The sequence below is a fragment of the Streptomyces sp. NPDC033270 genome (genome assembly GCF_055576575.1).
Genome location: NZ_JBVIRA010000007.1, coordinates 217,970 through 234,669, shown reverse-complemented (window position 1 = coordinate 234,669; position 16,700 = coordinate 217,970). Strand labels below are relative to the sequence as shown.

At 73.2% G+C, this 16,700-nt stretch carries 15 protein-coding genes; 8 read left to right on the top strand and 7 right to left on the bottom strand.

The window, feature by feature from the left end; translation table 11 throughout:
• Nucleotides 1-76 precede the first annotated feature (76 nt).
• Nucleotides 77-1,195, top strand: coding sequence for a phosphoserine transaminase (gene serC / locus ACZ5XZ_RS13780; RefSeq protein WP_468977417.1), 1,119 nt, complete (start codon nucleotides 77-79; stop codon nucleotides 1,193-1,195).
• A gap of 195 nt (nucleotides 1,196-1,390) precedes the next feature.
• On the top strand, nucleotides 1,391-1,855 hold the full coding sequence (locus tag ACZ5XZ_RS13775; RefSeq protein WP_468977415.1) for a PPOX class F420-dependent oxidoreductase: 465 nt from the start codon (nucleotides 1,391-1,393) through the stop codon (nucleotides 1,853-1,855).
• Here the strand turns inward: ACZ5XZ_RS13775 and ACZ5XZ_RS13770 are convergent.
• Nucleotides 1,852-2,868 (bottom strand): WD40 repeat domain-containing protein, encoded by a 1,017-nt coding sequence (locus ACZ5XZ_RS13770; protein WP_468977412.1) that lies wholly within the window; start codon nucleotides 2,866-2,868, stop codon nucleotides 1,852-1,854. The two genes, ACZ5XZ_RS13775 and ACZ5XZ_RS13770, sit on opposite strands and share 4 nt — an antisense overlap.
• A gap of 114 nt (nucleotides 2,869-2,982) precedes the next feature.
• Between ACZ5XZ_RS13770 and ACZ5XZ_RS13765 the strand changes: the two genes are divergently transcribed.
• Nucleotides 2,983-3,693, top strand: coding sequence for a GDSL-type esterase/lipase family protein (locus ACZ5XZ_RS13765; protein ID WP_468977411.1), 711 nt, complete (start codon nucleotides 2,983-2,985; stop codon nucleotides 3,691-3,693).
• Nucleotides 3,694-3,768: 75 nt separating this feature from the next.
• Nucleotides 3,769-4,767: an aldo/keto reductase gene (locus ACZ5XZ_RS13760; protein WP_468977408.1), complete on the top strand. Its 999-nt coding sequence runs from the start codon at nucleotides 3,769-3,771 to the stop codon at nucleotides 4,765-4,767.
• 236 nt (nucleotides 4,768-5,003) lie between these two features.
• Here the strand turns inward: ACZ5XZ_RS13760 and thpR are convergent, their stop codons facing one another.
• The 4 genes from thpR to ACZ5XZ_RS13740 form a co-directional block, all read right to left on the bottom strand.
• Nucleotides 5,004-5,573, bottom strand: coding sequence for an RNA 2',3'-cyclic phosphodiesterase (gene thpR, locus ACZ5XZ_RS13755; protein ID WP_468977406.1), 570 nt, complete (start codon nucleotides 5,571-5,573; stop codon nucleotides 5,004-5,006).
• Between the two features lie 111 nt (nucleotides 5,574-5,684).
• A complete protein-coding gene (locus ACZ5XZ_RS13750) occupies nucleotides 5,685-6,074 on the bottom strand; it encodes a DUF2267 domain-containing protein (protein WP_468977404.1) in 390 nt (129 codons plus the stop codon).
• A 133-nt stretch (nucleotides 6,075-6,207) separates the two neighbouring features.
• Nucleotides 6,208-7,596: an MFS transporter gene (locus ACZ5XZ_RS13745; RefSeq protein WP_468977402.1), complete on the bottom strand. Its 1,389-nt coding sequence runs from the start codon at nucleotides 7,594-7,596 to the stop codon at nucleotides 6,208-6,210.
• A 29-nt stretch (nucleotides 7,597-7,625) separates the two neighbouring features.
• Nucleotides 7,626-8,090: a MarR family winged helix-turn-helix transcriptional regulator gene (locus ACZ5XZ_RS13740; protein ID WP_384425078.1), complete on the bottom strand. Its 465-nt coding sequence runs from the start codon at nucleotides 8,088-8,090 to the stop codon at nucleotides 7,626-7,628.
• 130 nt (nucleotides 8,091-8,220) lie between these two features.
• On the opposite strand from ACZ5XZ_RS13740, the gene ACZ5XZ_RS13735 reads away from it, so the two are divergent.
• On the top strand, nucleotides 8,221-8,418 hold the full coding sequence (locus ACZ5XZ_RS13735; protein WP_384425076.1) for a hypothetical protein: 198 nt from the start codon (nucleotides 8,221-8,223) through the stop codon (nucleotides 8,416-8,418).
• Here the strand turns inward: ACZ5XZ_RS13735 and ACZ5XZ_RS13730 are convergent.
• Nucleotides 8,411-9,883: an NCS2 family permease gene (locus ACZ5XZ_RS13730; RefSeq protein ID WP_468977400.1), complete on the bottom strand. Its 1,473-nt coding sequence runs from the start codon at nucleotides 9,881-9,883 to the stop codon at nucleotides 8,411-8,413. The genes ACZ5XZ_RS13735 and ACZ5XZ_RS13730 overlap by 8 nt on opposite strands.
• A gap of 284 nt (nucleotides 9,884-10,167) precedes the next feature.
• Here ACZ5XZ_RS13730 and ACZ5XZ_RS13725 point away from each other — a divergent pair, with 284 nt between their 5' ends.
• The 3 genes from ACZ5XZ_RS13725 (at nucleotide 10,168) to ACZ5XZ_RS13715 (ending at nucleotide 13,268) form a co-directional block, all read left to right on the top strand.
• On the top strand, nucleotides 10,168-10,428 hold the full coding sequence (locus ACZ5XZ_RS13725) for a DUF2530 domain-containing protein (protein ID WP_468977398.1): 261 nt from the start codon (nucleotides 10,168-10,170) through the stop codon (nucleotides 10,426-10,428).
• 75 nt (nucleotides 10,429-10,503) lie between these two features.
• Entirely contained in the window at nucleotides 10,504-12,969 is a 2,466-nt protein-coding gene (locus ACZ5XZ_RS13720) for an HAD-IC family P-type ATPase (protein WP_468977395.1), read from the top strand.
• Between the two features lie 122 nt (nucleotides 12,970-13,091).
• Entirely contained in the window at nucleotides 13,092-13,268 is a 177-nt protein-coding gene (locus tag ACZ5XZ_RS13715) for a hypothetical protein (RefSeq protein WP_468977393.1), read from the top strand.
• A 94-nt stretch (nucleotides 13,269-13,362) separates the two neighbouring features.
• Here ACZ5XZ_RS13715 and ACZ5XZ_RS13710 read toward each other — a convergent pair whose 3' ends face one another.
• Nucleotides 13,363-16,587, bottom strand: a complete 3,225-nt coding sequence (locus ACZ5XZ_RS13710; RefSeq protein WP_468977492.1) for a sacsin N-terminal ATP-binding-like domain-containing protein — start codon at nucleotides 16,585-16,587, stop codon at nucleotides 13,363-13,365.
• Nucleotides 16,588-16,700 lie beyond the last annotated feature (113 nt).

The window sequence follows — 16,700 nt, the reverse complement described above, 5'->3', positions numbered from 1 at the left end:
CACCGTACGATCGACGTTCATCTCACCCGCTGGACGTGCCGCCGGACCCCGCAGCGCGACGGATTAGGCTTCGCCCGTGGCTGATATCCAGATCCCCGCTGACATCAAGCCCGCCGACGGACGCTTCGGCGCGGGCCCCTCCAAGGTGCGTACGGAGGCGCTCGGCGCCCTGGCCGCCACCGGTAGCTCCCTTCTCGGCACGTCCCACCGCCAGGCCCCGGTCAAGAACCTGGTCGGCAAGGTGCGCGACGGCGTACGCGACCTCTTCCAGCTCCCCGAGGGCTACGAGGTCGTTCTCGGCAACGGCGGCTCCACCGCCTTCTGGGACATCGCGACGCACGGCCTGATCGAGCGCAAGTCCCAGCACCTGTCCTTCGGCGAGTTCTCCTCGAAGTTCGCCAAGGCCGCCAAGCTGGCGCCGTGGCTGGCGGAGCCCACCGTCATCTCCGCCGACCCGGGCAGCCACCCGGACCCGGAGGCCGAAGCGGGCGTGGACGTCTACGCGTTCACCCACAACGAGACCTCGACCGGCGTCGCCGCGCCCATCCGGCGCGTCGCGGGCGCCGACTCCGGCTCCCTGGTCCTGGTCGACGCCACGTCCGGCGCCGGCGGCCTGCCCGTCGACATCGCCGAGACCGACGTCTACTACTTCGCCCCGCAGAAGTCCTTCGCCGCCGACGGCGGTCTGTGGCTGGCGGTCTTCTCGCCCGCCGCCCTGGAGCGCGCCCGCGCCGTCCACGCGTCCGGCCGCCACATCCCGGAGTTCTTCTCGCTCCCCACGGCGATCGACAACTCCCTGAAGAACCAGACGTACAACACCCCGGCCCTGTCCACCCTCTTCCTGCTCAACGAGCAGCTGGAGTGGATCAACGGCCAGGGCGGCCTGGACTGGGCGGTCCGCCGCACCGCCACCTCCGCCCGCACCCTGTACGGCTGGGCCGAGGAGTCCAAGTACGCCACGCCGTTCGTCGTCGACCCGGCCAAGCGCTCGCAGGTCATCGGCACGATCGACTTCAACGACGACATCGACGCGGCGGCCGTCGCCAAGGCCCTGCGCGCCAACGGCATCGTCGACACCGAGCCCTACCGCAAGCTGGGCCGCAACCAGCTGCGCATCGCGATGTTCCCGGCGATCGACCCGTCGGACGTCGAGGCCCTGACGGCCTGCGTCGACTACGTGATCGGCCAGCTGTAACGGCCGGCCCGGCACCACAGCGCACCGCGGGCCCCGGCGACCTCCGCCGGGGCCCGCGGTGCGTCCGCGCCCCGGCCGGCGGCGTGCGGACCCGCCCGAGCACCGCCCGGAACCGGCCGAACGACAGCCCGAAGCGCCCCCCGAACGGACGCACCGCGAAGTGACGAAACGGGCCGGATATGCCTGTATGGGGGCATGACCACTCCCCCCAGCCCCGGCCTGACCCCCTTCGAGCGGCAAGGGGCGATTCTGCTGACCACGTACAAGCGGGACGGGACCGGTGTCGGCACACCGGTCAACATCGCCGTCGACGGCGACCACGCCTACATCCGCACGTACGGCAGCGCCTGGAAGGCCAAGCGGATGCGGAACTTCCCCGAGGTGGAGATCTGCGCGTCCACCTGGCGCGGCAAGCCCACCGGACCCGCCGTCAAGGCACGGGTGCGGCTGCTGGATCCGCAGACCCGGGAGTACCGGCGGGCCGAGCGGTCGCTGACCCGGAAGTACCCGCTGATCCACGGGCTGCTGGTGCCGATGGCGCACCGGCTGAAGAAGGAGCGGACGCTGCACTACGAGCTGCGGCTGACGGCCGAGGCGAACGCCCGGCCGCCGGAGCCCCCCGAGGGCCGGTCCGGTGACGCGGCGTCGGACGTCCCCTAGGACCGCCGCCGCAGCAGCCGCCGTACGGCCACGACCAGCGCCGTCGCCGCCGCGAGGACCAGCGCGCCCTTGACGACACCGGGCTTGAGCTCCGTGCCGGAACCCCCCTCCCCGCCAGGGCCGTCTGCCGACCCGCCACCGTTCGCCGGGTCGTCCGGGCCTCCGGTCTCCTGCGCCGACGCCGGCAGCTGCTCGCCGCTCAGCCCGACCGGCCGGACCTCGCTGCTTCGGCCCTCGGACCCGTACATCAGGGTGCGGCCGTCGGGGGTGAAGGTCACCGACTCGCCCTGCTGCTGGATCGGTACGCCCACACTGCCGATGTCCCGCGGCCGCCCGTCCTGCCACCGGTAGATCCGGGCCCCGAAGTAGCTGCGCATCACCAGCCGCGTACCGTCCGGCGAGAACGCGCCGTCGGTCACCCACAGATCGATCGGCGCGACCTTGCGGAAGGTGTTGGGGCCGGCGGTGGTGAGCCGCCGCGGGCCCTCGTAGAGCGCACCGCCGCCGCCCTGCTTCTTGCTGGCGATATAGACCCGACCGGTCCTGGGGTGCACCATCAGCGCCTCGGCGTCCCGCGGCCCGTCCGCGTACACCACGTCGAACTGGGTGGCGGTGACGGTGGCGTCGCGCAGCTTCGCCGGCTCCGGGAAGCGGTAGATCCACACGTGGTTCCACGTGCCGCCGAGGTTGTCGCCGATGTCGCCGACGTAGACGGCGCCGTCCGGGCCGACCGAGACCGCCTCGACGTCCCGCGGCGTTCCGATGCCGCGCAGCGTGATCCTGGCGACCGTACGGCCGGAGGCGCCGTCGACGGCGTAGACGTACGGGCCGTCGTCGCTGTCGTTGTGGGTCCAGTACACGCCGGGGTGCGCGCGGCTGGCGGCCAGCCCGCTGGACTCGGTGATCCGGGGATCGCCGATGGTGAAGCCGTCGGGCTCGTCGGCGGCGGCCGGCCCGGCCGCCGCCACCCACAAGACCCCCGCGGCACCGGCCGCGCACAGAAGCGAACGCATGGGCACAGACTGCCATCTCGGGCGGCGGCGCGCGGAGCGGGCGGTGGACCGCGGCCGGCGGGCGTGGTCAGCGTCACGTACCAGGTCGCAGGGGTTCTCGGCCATCATGGCCCGATGAGGATCATGTTCGTCGGTGACTCGATGACGATAGGGAGCACCGGCGATTTCACGTGGCGCCACCGGATGTGGCAGCACCTGAATGCGACCCACGACGGCCCCTACCGCATCGTCGGACCGCGCCACACCCTCCACGACCCCGCCGCCGACGCCGCCACCTCCCACGCGTACGGCGACCCCGGCTTCCCCCGGGAGGCCCGGCGCCATCTCGCCGGGTGGGGCGAGGGCTGGCTGCACATGGCGCCGCTGATCGGCGCGGCGATCGGCCGCCATGAGGCCGACACCCTGCTGGTCTCGCTCGGCCTGATAGACCTCGGTTTCTACACCAACGCCGAGCAGACCGCCGAGAACGTACGGGAGTTCGTGGCCCAGGCACGGGCGGCGGCGCCGCACGTCCGGGCCGTGCTGATGCCCGTCATCCCCAATGTGCGGGCGGCGGCGGACACCGCGTTCGCCGCCCAGTGCGAGCGCTTCAACGAGCTGCTGGCCAAGGCCGTCGGCGATCTGTCCACGCCCGCCTCGCCGTTGCTGCTGGCCTCCGAGCCGCCCGGCTGGGACATCGAGCACGCCACCTACGACGGCACCCACCCCTCCGCGTGGGGCGAGCACCTGCTGGCGGGGGCGTTCGCGGACGCGATGCACCAGGCGTGGGGGGTCGGCGGCCCGTACCGGCCGGACGAGCCGCACGGGGCCACCGCACCGCGGTGAGCCACGGCCGCCACGCCGCGGCCACTTTGTGACGTCCTTGCTTCGAGCGCACATCAAGGCGTTGGCTGATCCACCATGGAGTACACGCAGCTCGGACGCACCGGACTCAAGGTCAGCCGACTCGTCCTCGGGACGATGAACTTCGGCCCCCAGACGGACGAGACCGACAGCCACACCATCATGGACGCGGCGCTCGGCGCCGGCGTCAACTTCCTCGACACCGCCAACGTCTACGGCTGGGGCGCCAACAAGGGCCGCACGGAAGAGATCGTCGGCTCGTGGTTCGCCAAGGGCGGCGGCCGCCGCGACAAGACCGTGCTGGCCACCAAGGTCTACGCGAACATGGCGCCCGACGGCGACACGGTCTGGCCCAACCACGACAAGCTCTCCGCCCTCAACATCCGACGGGCGGTGGACGCCAGCCTCAAGCGGCTGGGCACCGACTACATCGACCTCTACCAGTTCCACCACGTCGACCGGGACACCCCCTGGGAAGAGATCTGGCAGGCCATCGACGTCCTCGTCCAGCAGGGCAAGATCCTCTACGCGGGCTCGTCCAACCACGCCGGCTGGCACATCGCCCGCGCCAACGAGACCGCCGCCCGGCGCGGCTCGTACGGCCTGGTCAGCGAGCAGTGCCTGTACAACCTGGCGGAGCGGCGCGCCGAGATGGAGGTCATCCCGGCCGCCGAGAGCTACGGCCTGGGCGTCATTCCCTGGTCCCCGCTGCACGGCGGGCTGCTGGGCGGCGCGATCCGCAAGGAGCGCGAGGGCGGCGCGGCCCGCTCGGTCTCCGGCCGCTCGGCCGACTCCCTGGCCAACTCCGCCATCCGCGCCCAGATCCAGTCCTACGAGGACCTGCTCGCCAAGCACGGCCTGGAGCCCGGCGAAGTGGCGCTGGCCTGGCTGCTGACCCGCCCGGGGGTCACCGGCCCCATCGTCGGCCCGCGCACCGCGGACCAGCTCGCCTCCGCGCTGCGCGCCGTCGAGCTGAAGCTGCCGGCCGAGCTGCTGGCGTCGCTGGACGAGATCTTCCCCGGGCCGGGGCCGTCACCGGAGGCGTTCGCCTGGTGACGAAGGCGGCGTGCTGACGGCCCCGGGCCCGGGCCGGGCGGCCGTCAGCGCAACGCCGCCGCCACGATCACGACGACGAGCAGCACGGCGAGCAGGCCGGACATGATCCGGTTACGGGTTTTCGGGTCCACCCTCTGAGCGTAACCGGGCTGGATCCGAACATTTCCACGACCCGGGTGCGCGGGCGCTCCACGCCCGCCCCCGCGCCCCTCGGCGGCCGGGGCTCCCCCGGCCGCTCAGCGGCCCAGCGGCCAGGAGGCGATCTCCTCATAGCGGGGCTGCGCGCCGGCCGGCCCCGGGACGGGCGGGTGGCTGCGGATCAGCGACAGCGCCCCGACGGTCCAGGCGGAGCCGTGGAAGTCCTTCAGGGCGGCCGCGTACGGGGCGAGGTTCAGGTTGGCGGTGCGGTTCCTGGCGAGGGTGAGGTGCGGGGTGTAGGGGCGGTGCTCGTCGGCCATGGCCACGCCGGCCCGGCGAGCCGCTGCCGCCGCCGAGTCGGCGAGCCGGCCCATGGCGGGGCGGTCGCCGTCGGCCCCGGCCCACACCACGCGGTCCGAGAAGCGGCCGCCGCCGGCGATCCGCAGTGCGTACGGGTCGCGGCGGTGGGCCGCGCGGGCCAGCCGCTCGTGCAGCTCGGGCAGGAGCTCGTCGGGCACCTCGCCGTAGAAGGCGAGGGTGAAGTGCCAGCCGTCCCGGCCGGTCCAGCGCAGCCGGTCGGCGGCCGGGAGTTTCTTCAACTGCGCCACCTCGACGGCCAGTTCCTCAAGGGCGGGGGCGGGCGGCAGGACCGCGGCGAAGAGTCTCATGCGGCCAGTCTGGCCCACGCCGTGCGGCGGACCGGGCGTACGCGGGCCCCTGCCGGACCGGTGCGGCGCGCCCCGACGGCCGCCCATGGCCCCGGGGTGGTGCGGCGGGGATCAGATCCGCCGGGGACGGCCGAAGAGGAGGTCGTAGCCCGGGGGCAGCTGGAGCAGGACGCGGCGCATCAGGTCGTCGCCGGCGGCGTCGGCGACCACGCTGAGCACGGCGCCGACGTCCCATGTGGCGGTCTCCTCGGTGGCCCCCTCGATCCAGGCCGCGGTGGCGCGGACGAACCGTTCGGGATCCAGCGGCTCGACGGCCGGCAGCGGGTTGAGCAGGATCAGCTCGAAGGTCTCCGGCAGGCAGCCGGCCAGCTCGGCCCGCTCCGCACCCACCAGATGCGCGCCCAGCAGCGCGAGCACGACCCGTGCCGCCCGCTCCGCCTCCTGCGCCGAGGCGTACTCACCGCGCTCCTGGACCTGCGCCAGGAACACCTCCCATCGCATGGGCACCACGGTTGTCCCCTTTCCGCGGTCCCCGCGGTACCGAGGTATCCGCGCACACCGCTCCGTGCCGTTGGGCCCATGGTGGCCCGGCGCGGCGCGCGCGGCGACCTCGCGCACGGCGGGTGCGGCGGTGCTACGCGGCCGGTGACAGCGCCTTCTCGCCCGGCGGGGCGGGGTGCGCGGCCCGCGGCACGAAGGCGACGTGCTGGTGGCCGCGGCGCAGGTCGATCTTGAGGCGGAGGCCGCCGGTCCGGGCGAGGACCAGGCCGATCAGGGTCGCGGCGGCCAGCGAGACCACGCCGCCGGCCAGGAATCCGACGCGGGCGCCGAAGGCGTCGGTGACCCAGCCGACGATGGGGGCGCCGAGCGGGGTGCCGCCCATGAAGACCATCATGAACAGGCTCATCACCCGGCCGCGCATCAGCGGGTCGGTGGCCAGCTGGACACTCGAATTGGCGGTGACGTTGACGGTCAGGCCGACCATGCCGATGGGCGCGAGCAGGGCCGCGAAGATCCAGAAGGAGGGCGCCAGCGCGGCGGTGATCTCCAGGACGCCGAAGAGCGCGGCGGCGCCGACCAGCAGGCGCAGCCGGGAGCCGGCGCGGCGCGCGGCGAGCAGCGCGCCGATCAGCGAGCCGGCCGCCATCAGGCCGTTGAACAGGGCGTAGGTGCCCGCGCCCTGGTGGAAGACGTGGTAGACGAACGCGGTCAGCCAGATCGGGAAGTTGAAGCCGAACGTGCCGATGAAGCCGACCAGGACGATCGGCCAGACCAGGTCGGGGCGGCCGGAGACATAGCGCAGGCCCTCGCGCAGCTGCCCCTTGCTGCGGGGCACCCGCTCGACCTTGTGGAGTTCGGCCGTCCGCATCATCAGCAGGCCGACGACCGGCGCCACGAAGGACAGGCCGTTGAGCAGGAAGGCCCAGCCGCTGCCGAACGCGGTGATCAGTACGCCGGCCACCGCGGGGCCGATCAGGCGCGCGGACTGGAAGTTGGCGGAGTTGAGGCTGACGGCGTTGCGGAGCTCGTCCTGACCGACCATCTCGGAGACGAACGCCTGCCGGGCGGGATTGTCGACGACGGTGGCCAGCCCGAGCACGAAGGCGACCAGGTAGACGTGCCAGACCTGCACCTGGCCGCTGAGCGTGAGCGCGGCGAGGGCGAGGCCGGTCAGGCCCATGGCGGACTGGGTGAGCAGCAGCAGCCTGCGCTTGGCGAAGCGGTCGGCGATGACGCCGCCGTAGAGGCCGAACAGCAGCATCGGCAGGAACTGCAGCGCGGTGGTGATGCCGACCGCGGCGGACGAGCCGGTGAGGCTGAGCACCAGCCAGTCCTGGGCGATGCGCTGCATCCAGGTGCCGGTGTTGGACACCATCTGGCCGGTGGCGAAGAGGCGGTAGTTGCGTATGCGCAGGGAGCTGAACGTGCCCTTGCGCGGGGCGGTCACGGTCGGGGCGCGGGGGACCGTGCCGTCTTGGGGGTTCGGTGCGGGGGCGGAGTCTGCTCCGGATCCCGTACTCAAATCGGGTTCGCCTCCTTGGCGTCGGGGTTCTACAGCTGTGCCAGCTTCTCCAGCACGGGCGCGGCGGCCCGGACCTTCGCCCACTCGTCCTCGTCCAGCCCGGAGGCCAGCTCGGCGAGCCAGGCGTTGCGCTTGCGGCGGCTCTCCTCGAGCATCGCCTCGGCCTCTTCGGTCTGGGTGACGACCTTCTGGCGGCGGTCGTCGGGGTGCGGTTCGAGCCGGACCAGCCCCTTGGCCTCGAGCATGGCCACGATGCGGGTCATCGACGGCGGCTGCACATGCTCCTTGCGGGCCAGCTCGCCGGGCGTGGCCCGGCCGCAGCGGGCCAGGGTGCCGAGCACCGACATCTCGGTGGGGCTGAGCGACTCGTCCACCCGCTGGTGCTTGAGCCGGCGGGACAGGCGCATCACGGCGGACCGCAGCGCGTTCACCGCGGCCGCGTCATCAGGGTGCACCGCCCGGCCGTCAGGCTGGGGGTGGGGCAGTTCCGGCATGGTCTTTAGCATAACTCATTACCCTCTCTAAGTAAAGCCGTGGGCGGGTGTCCGTCATGGATCACCCATATGAGTGAGGACGCGGCGGAAAGTGACACGCCTGACCGGGAGAGGACGGGACCGTGTCCGTATGGGATCGCGAGTGCTCAGCCTGCGCGTGGACGGGGAGCTGCTGGAGCGCATTCGGCAGCACGCCGCAAAACGCGGAATGAGCGTCCAGGACTATGTCGTCCGGACGCTCATCCGCGAGGACTTCGACGAACGGTTCCAATCGTCCGTCGACGAGACCGAGAAGCTCGGCGTGCGGTGGTCGGCTCCTTCTACTTGACCCCGAGGATCTGCTCGATCGGGTGGAGCAGGAAGTAGACCAGGAAGCACAGGCCGACGGCGTTCAGCAGCCAGGGGACCTGCCGGAAGCGGCCGGTGGCCGTGCGCAGCAGGATGAACGCCAGGACCCCGATGCCGATGCCGTTGGTGATGCTGTAGGTGAACGGCATCGAGACGATCGTCAGGAAGGCGGGGATGCCGACGGTGAAGTCGCCCCAGTCGATGCCCTTGACGTTCGAGGCCATGATCAGGAAGCCGACGACCACCAGCGCCGGCGTCGCCGCCTGGGAGGGGACCACGGTCGCCAGCGGCGTGAAGACCAGCGCGAGCAGGAACAGCCCGCCGGTCATCAGGTTCGCCAGGCCCGTGCGGGCGCCCTCGCCGACGCCGGCCGTGGACTCCACGAAGCAGGTGTTGGCGGAGGCGGAGCCGAAGCCGCCGCCCGCGACCGCGATGCCGTCCACCATCAGGATCCGACCCATGTTCGGCAGGTTGCCGGTCTCGTTGTCCAGCAGCCCGGCCTCCTCGCCGACGCCGATGATGGTGCCCATCGCGTCGAAGAAGCCGGAGAGCAGCACGGTGAAGACGAACAGACAGCCGGTCAGCAGGCCGACTTCCTTGAAGCCGCCGAAGAGGCTGATGTCGCCGATCAGACCGAAGTCCGGCGCGCCGACGATCTTCTCCGGGACGTTGGGGACCGCCAGGCCCCAGGCCGCGTCCGGGATGTCGGCGACGGCGTTGACGACGATCGCGACGACGGCCATGGCGACCATGCCGATCAGGATCGCGCCCCTGGTCTTCCGCACGATCAGCACGAACATCAGCATCAGGCCGAGGACGAACACCAGCACCGGCCAGCCCTTGAGCTGACCGCCCTGGCCCAGGCCCATCGGGACGGTGGTGTGCGCGGCGTCGGGGTTGCGGGACACGAAGCCGGCGTCGACCAGGCCGATCAGCGTGATGAACATGCCGATACCGATGGCGATGGCGCGCCGCAGGCCGCCCGGGATCGCGTCCATCACCCGCTGCCGCAGGCCCGAGGCGACCAGGATCATCAGCACCAGACCGGCGAGCACGACCATGCCCATCGCGTCCGGCCAGCTCATCTTGGGGGCGAGCTGGAGCGAGACCACGGCGTTGATGCCCAGGCCCGCGGCGACGGCGATCGGGACGTTGCCCATGACGCCCATCAGGACGGTGCACAGCCCGGCCATCAGCGCGGTCGCGGTGACCAGCTGGCCGTTATCGAGATGGTGGCCGAACTTGTCGACTCCGGAGCCGAGAATGATCGGGTTCAGCACGATGATGTAGGCCATCGCGAAGAACGTCGCCAGACCGCCGCGCAGTTCGCGGCTGACCGTCGACCCCCGCTCGGAGATCTTGAAGAAGCGGTCGAAACCGTTCTTGGGAGGCGTCGGCGCCGGGTTCTCAAGAGGGTCGACCGGCGTGGTGGCCGAGGGGGACATGCGGGGACCTCAGTCGGACGGGCCTGGGGAAGGCGCGGGGGCCCGTGGGCCCGGAACACGTACAGAGCATCAATAACCGGATCACGTTGGATGAATCGACGATCCGATCCGGTCAGATCCAGAAAGGTTCAGTATGAATAAACAATGCACTGATCGCTATCTCCGCGCGTAGACCCCTGTTGCGCTGGGCCGGAGGCACGCACTCCCGCCGCGGGACCACTCGGCCGCCACTCCCCGCCCGGCCCCCGTCCGGCGCCGTGTCCGGCCCCCGTAAGCTGAACACCATGTGGAAGAAGTCCGAACTGCGCCCGGCCCCGGCGCCCCTGGAGGGCCCCGTCGTCGGCACGATCACCGGCGGCACGATCATCTGGTTCGTGCTCTTCCTCGGCCAGCTGCCCTTCTACGGCTGGTACGCCGACAACGACCACGCCTGGTGGGTGTGGACCTGCCTGGCCGGCGGCGCCCTGGGCCTGCTGGGCATCTGGTACGTCCGCAGGCGCGACGCCGCGATCAAGCGCGCCGCGGCCGCCGCCGGCGACGCCTGACCGCGGCCCCTCCCCCGCCGCACCTCCCGCCCGGCCGGCGGGTGAAGTACGCGCCGCGCCCGTAACGTCGAGGGCATGACGGATCGGGCGAGGACCGAAGCCGGGCACCCCGAAGCGGGCGGCGAGCCGGCCGGAGCGACCGTCCACGCCCCGGCCCACCCCGGCCTGACCGCCGCCGAGGTCGCCCAGCGGGTGGCCAGGGGCGAGGTCAACGACGTCCCCGTACGGTCCTCCCGCTCCACCGCCGAGATCATCCGCGCCAACGTCTTCACCCGTTTCAACGCGATCATCGGCGTACTGTTCGTGATCATCCTGATCGTGGGGCCGATCCAGGACGGCCTCTTCGGGTTCGTCATCGTCGCCAACACCGGCATCGGCATCGTCCAGGAGCTGCGCGCCAAGAAGACCCTGGACAACCTGGCGGTCATCGGCGAGGCCCGGCCGACCGTCCGGCGCGACGGCGTCCCCGCCCCGATCCCCACCGCCGGCGTCGTCCTCGACGACGTCATCGAACTCGGTCCGGGCGACAAGGTCATCGTCGACGGCGAGGTCCTGGAGACCGACGGCCTGGAGATCGACGAATCGCTGCTGACCGGCGAGGCCGACCCGGTCGTCAAGAAGCCCGGGGAGCCGGTGATGTCCGGCAGCTTCGTCGTCGCGGGCGGCGGCTCCTTCACCGCGACCAAGGTCGGCCGCCAGGCGTACGCGGCCCAGCTCGCCGAGGAGGCCAGCCGCTTCACGCTGGTCCACTCCGAGCTGCGCTCCGGCATCAGCCAGATCCTCAAGTACGTGACCTGGATGATGATCCCCACCGCGCTCGGCCTGATCCTCAGCCATCTGCTCACCCTCGGCCTGCCGGGCGACGAGGCGATCCGCCGGATGGTCGCCGGCATCGTCCCGATGATCCCCGAGGGTCTGGTCCTGCTCACCTCCGTGGCCTTCGCCATCGGCGTCGTCCGGCTCGGCCGCCAGCAGTGCCTGGTCCAGGAACTGCCCGCCATCGAGGGCCTGGCCCGGGTCGACGTCGTCTGCCTGGACAAGACCGGCACGCTCACCGAGGGCGGTATGGACGTCAGCGCGCTGCGGGTCATCGGCTCCGCCTCTGACGGCCTTGAAGAGGGCGGAGACGAAGCGGAGCGTAGTGCGCGCGACCACACCTACCTGGAGCAGGTCCTGGGCGCGCTCGGCGCCTCCGACCCCCGCCCCAACGCCTCCCTCCAAGCCATCATCGACGCCTACCCCGCCGACGACGGCTGGCGCTGCACCCAGTCGCTGCCGTTCTCCTCCGCCCGCAAATACAGCGGGGCGTCCTTCAACGACGCCCACGGCGAGAGCACGACCTGGCTCCTGGGCGCCCCCGACGTCCTGCTGCCGGCCGGCGACCACCGCCTGAGGGACATCGACGACCTCAACGCCCGGGGCCTGCGGGTGCTCCTGCTGGCCCGCGCCGAACGGGAGCTGGACGACCCCGAGGTCGCCCGGGGCGTGCACCCCACCGCGCTGGTCGTCCTGGAGCAGCGGCTGCGCACCGAGGCCCCCGACACCCTGCGCTACTTCGCGGAGCAGGGCGTCCACGCCAAGGTCATCTCCGGCGACAACGCGGTGTCCGTCGGCGCGGTGGCCGGCAAGCTGGGCCTGCCGGGCGCGGACGCCCCCGTGGACGCGCGAAGCCTGCCCGCCCCTGCGGAGGCGATGGCCACCGCCCTCGACCGGGGCGCGGTGTTCGGCCGCGTCTCCCCGCAGCAGAAGCGGGACATGGTCGCGGCCCTGCAGTCCCGCGGCCACACCGTCGCCATGACCGGCGACGGCGTCAACGACGTCCTCGCCCTGAAGGACGCCGACATCGGCGTGGCGATGGGCTCCGGCTCCGAGGCCACCCGCGCGGTGGCCCAGATCGTCCTGCTGAACAACAGCTTCGCCACCCTGCCGTCCGTGGTCGCCGAGGGCCGCCGCGTCATCGGCAACATCACCCGCGTCGCGACCCTCTTCCTCACCAAGACGGTCTACTCCGTCCTGCTGGCCATCCTCGTGGCCTGCTGCCAGATCCCCTACCCCTACCTCCCGCGCCATCTGACGCTGCTGTCCACCCTGACCATCGGCGTCCCGGCGTTCTTCCTGGCGCTCGCCCCCAACAAGGAGCGCGCCCGCCCGCACTTCGTCCGCCGGGTCATGCGCTACGCGATCCCCTCCGGCCTCATCACGGGCCTGGCCGCCTTCGCCACCTACCTCCTCGCCCGCGCCCACTACACCGGCCCGGGCGCCCTCTCCGCCGAGACCAGCGCCGCGACCCTGACCCTCTTCCTCACCGCGATGTGGGTCCTGGCGATCATCGCCCGCCCCTACACCTGGTGGCGGATCGCCCTGGTGCTGGCCATGGGCCTGGGCTTCCTGATCGTCCTGGTCACCCCCTGGCTGCAGGACTTCTTCGATCTGCGCCTGGTCGGCAGCACGATGCCGTGGGCGGCGGTGGCCGTCGCCGCCGCGGCGGCGGTGCTCCTGGAGCTCGCCTGGCGCCGGGTGGACCGCCGCTTCCCGGCCTGAGCCGCCCCACACGCGGCCGGCCGCCACATCGCCCGGCGGCCGGGCAGCCCCGGCGCAACGTCGCGGTCAAGCCTTCCGCCGCGGCCTGGCCACGGTCCGCCCCCTGCCCTACCCTCCGCCCCATGACACTGATTCCGGGGGACCTCACCTACCGGGTGCTGGCCGGCTCCCACCGCCACCGCCACCACCACTCCCACTACGGGGGCGACGGCGTCATGGACTGGTGGGAGTGGCTGATCGTGGCCATCGGCGTGATCGTCGTGGTCTGGGCCCTGGTGAAGAAGTTCACCTCGAACTGACCGGGCCCGGCCGACCGGCCCGACCGAACCGAGCGCCGTCGTCCGGGCCGGGACGCCACCCGCCCCGGCCCGCGGTGCGCCGCGGCGCCGACGGTCAGTCGAACCAGCGCGCCCGCGCCAGCTCCTCGCCCCGGTCCGGGTCCTCCAGCAGCGCCGCGACCTCGAAGCGGCGCGGCCACTGGCCGGCCGCCCAGGCCAGGCCGGCCGCGACGCCCTCCAGGGTCGCGGCGTGCACGGTGCCGTCGGGACTCTGGCGCCAGTCCAGTTCGGCGGTGGCGTCCGGGCCGTCGCCGACGAGCAGCTCCTCGTGTTCCAGGTACGACTCGGGGGTGGCGGGGCCGAGCAGGACCCGTACGGCCTCCGGGACCTCGTGGCGGACGCCCTCGGAGCGCACCTGCGCACTCACCGCCTCGCTCAGCCTGCGCACCTGCAGCAGTTCGGCCAGGTCCGCGGCGCGCGCCGGGCGCACCGGCAGCAGGGGCAGCCCCGCCGCCAGCGGCATCAGATCCGGGGCGTCGGCGACCACGGCGTCCGCCGCGTCCACCACCCGCACCTCCCGGTCGAGCACGGCCCGCAGCTCGTCGGGGAGCGTCACCTGATCGGGGTCCAGGTCCGCCAGCAGGCCGTAGAGGCCGTGGAGTTGGGCCGCGTCCACGGTCAGGTCCGCATCGGCGAGGCGGGCCAGCAGTTCGGCCGCGCCGCCCGGCTCGTCCAGGAGGGCGGCGACGGAGGTGCGCACGCCGAGTGCGCGCAGCACCTGGGCGTCGACCTCGCCGGCGTCCGCGGACTCGTAGAGGCCGGCCAGCAGTGGGTCGCCGCCCGCCGAGCGCAGACCGGCGGGCCGCCGCCCGTCCAGCACCGGGTGGCCGCGCAGCCACCAGGCGGTGTAGGGGCGTACGGACTCGGTGGTGCCGTCGGGCAGCAGCACCCGGGCGGGTGCGGTGAGCGCGTCGCGCAGCGGCGGCCGGGAGAGCATCTCCAGTACCTGCGGCCAGGCGTCGTCGTCGACCAGATCGAGGTCGCGGACGGCCACCAGTTCGGTGAGCACCGGCGGGACCGGCGTGTCGGGCAGGGCGTCGAGGAGGTCCTCGCACCACACGTCGACGGCGTCCAGCAGCCCGGCGTCGTCCGGCTCGGCGAAGTCCCCGTCGCGGGGCTCCAGCTCGTCCGGGTCCAGGACGACATCGGCGGCCCGTACCAGCGCGAAGGCGGCCATGACGCCCACGGCGGTCAGCGGCCGCTCACCCCACCGCGCGGCCAACTCGGCGTCGCACGCGGCGAGTTCACCCTCCCGGATGACCCGCTCGAAGGCGCTGCCCGGGTACACCAGCTCACCCGCCGGCGCCAGCTCGCCGTCCTCGTCGGGCAGTGCGAGGGCGCCGAGCCAGGGCTCGTCACCGGGCGCGAGGTTGGCGTCGCGGACCAGCCCGAGCACCATCTCCGCCAGCTCCTGCGCACCCAGCGGAGCCCCCGGCCCGCCGCCGGCGAAGTCGTCGGCGAAGACGTCGTAGGCGTCCTCGTCCGCCTCCAGCGAGTTCTCCACGGCCGCCCGCACCTGGGGCGTGGTCAGTACGGCGCGGGGCGCGGCCGGGGTGGCGCCGAGCTTCTCCAGCAGCGGGTGCACCGCGTCGGGGTGGGCGACCTTCAGCCCGAGCCGGGCGAGCGTACGGTGCCGGGCGGCGTCCTCGCCGTCCCCCGCGGGGCCGCCGCCGGGCAGCGGCAGCAGCACCTGGCGCGGCCCGATGGTGGTGCGTGCGGTGCCACTCGCCCCGCCGGGGCCCTGGCCGCCGGTGCCCGCGAGCGGCACCGGCAGTCCGCTGAGCCGGTCCGGGTCGGTACCGGCCAGCGCGTCGTAGAGCCGCCACCACCAGTCGGGGGCCCGCTCGACGCCCGCCAGGCGGTCGACCATCTCCCCGAGCGGCACCCGGGCCACACCCAGCGCCCGCAGCTCCGTGCGCCGTTCGAGGCCGGCCGGCAGCAGGCTGGGGAACAGCTCGGCCAGCACCGCGACCGTCGCGCTGCCGGCGCCCTCGACCACCTCGGCCTCCACGGGCCGCAGGACATACCGCACCGCGTCCTCGCCGGAGTCCCACTCGTCCTCCGCCGGGGCCGCGGGCTCGGCCCGCTCCCCCGCGCCCGGCGCGGCCGCGCTCGGCAGGAACCGCACCCGCGGCAGCAGCGCGAGCACCTGCCGGCGCAGCTCACCGTCCAGCCCGCCCTTGCCCAGCGGGCCCGGTACCAGGTCCAGGGTGGCGACGGACACCGGCTGCCAGTCGCCGAGCAGCGCCGCGTAGGCGGCGGCCACCCGCTCCACCAGGAAGTCCGTCAGCGGGCCCGGGGCGACATGACGCCGGGTCGGCTCCAGCGGGAACGAGGCGATCAGCAGCCCGGGCAGCCCCAGCGGCTCGTCCGTCGGCGTCGGCGCGTGCACCACCGGCGCGGTTCCCGGGCGCGCCGGCGCGCCCTCGGAGTCCACCGGCACCGCCCAGGTCACCGACCACGACGGCCGCAGGCGCTCCTCGACGGGCCGGTCCGCGAGCAGCGCCGGGTCCAGCGGCCCGCCGTCGGTCGCCACCCGCCACCGGGTGGCGCCCCGCTCACTGTCCTCGATCAGGACGTACGGGCCGTCCTGACGCCGCCTCAACTCGCGTACGCCCTGCGGGGTCTCGACCACGACCTCGGCCAGTCCCGGCAGCGTCAGCAGCAGCGCCGCGTCGATGCCGTCCAGCAGCCGCTCGGCGAGGTCCTGCGCCGCGCCGTCCCGCAGCGGCAGCACGACGGCGGTGTCGTACCCGTCGGGCGCGGTGCCCTCCGCGGGCATCGGCAGCCGCAGCAGCGGTACGTGCCCCTCGCGGCGGCGCAGTTCGCCGCCCAGGCCGGGGCTGTGCGCGGCCACCTCCTGCGCCAGCGTGCGGGCCTCGGCCAGCGACCACCGCACCCCGCCGGTGCGTCCCACCAGGGCCGGCTCGTCGCTCACGGACAGCACCGCGGCGAAGCCGACGCCGAACCGGCCGACCGCGCCGACCGCCACACTGGGCTCCCGTTTGGCGGAGGCGCGCAGCGTCGACAGCGACTCCACGCCGGTGGCGTCGAGGGGGGCGCCGGTGTTGGAGGCGACGAGTACGGCGGGGGCGTCGTCGTCGGCCGGGTGCAGGGTCAGCCGCAGCCGCCCGGGGACCCCGGCGCGGGCCGCCGCGTCCGCCGCGTTCTGCGCCAGCTCCACGGCGAGCCGGTCGCGGTAGCCGCCGAGCGCGAGGTCCTCCTCGGCGTTGGCGTCCTCCCGGAACCGGGCCGGTGACGCGGCCCAAGCGTCCAGCACGCCGCGGCGCAGTCGAGCCGTCCCGAACGGATCTCCGGCTGCGCCTCGCACCCACGACGTTGCGGTCACGTCTCTCGTCTCCCTCGCTGAGTCTGTGTCCAGACGGTATCGCC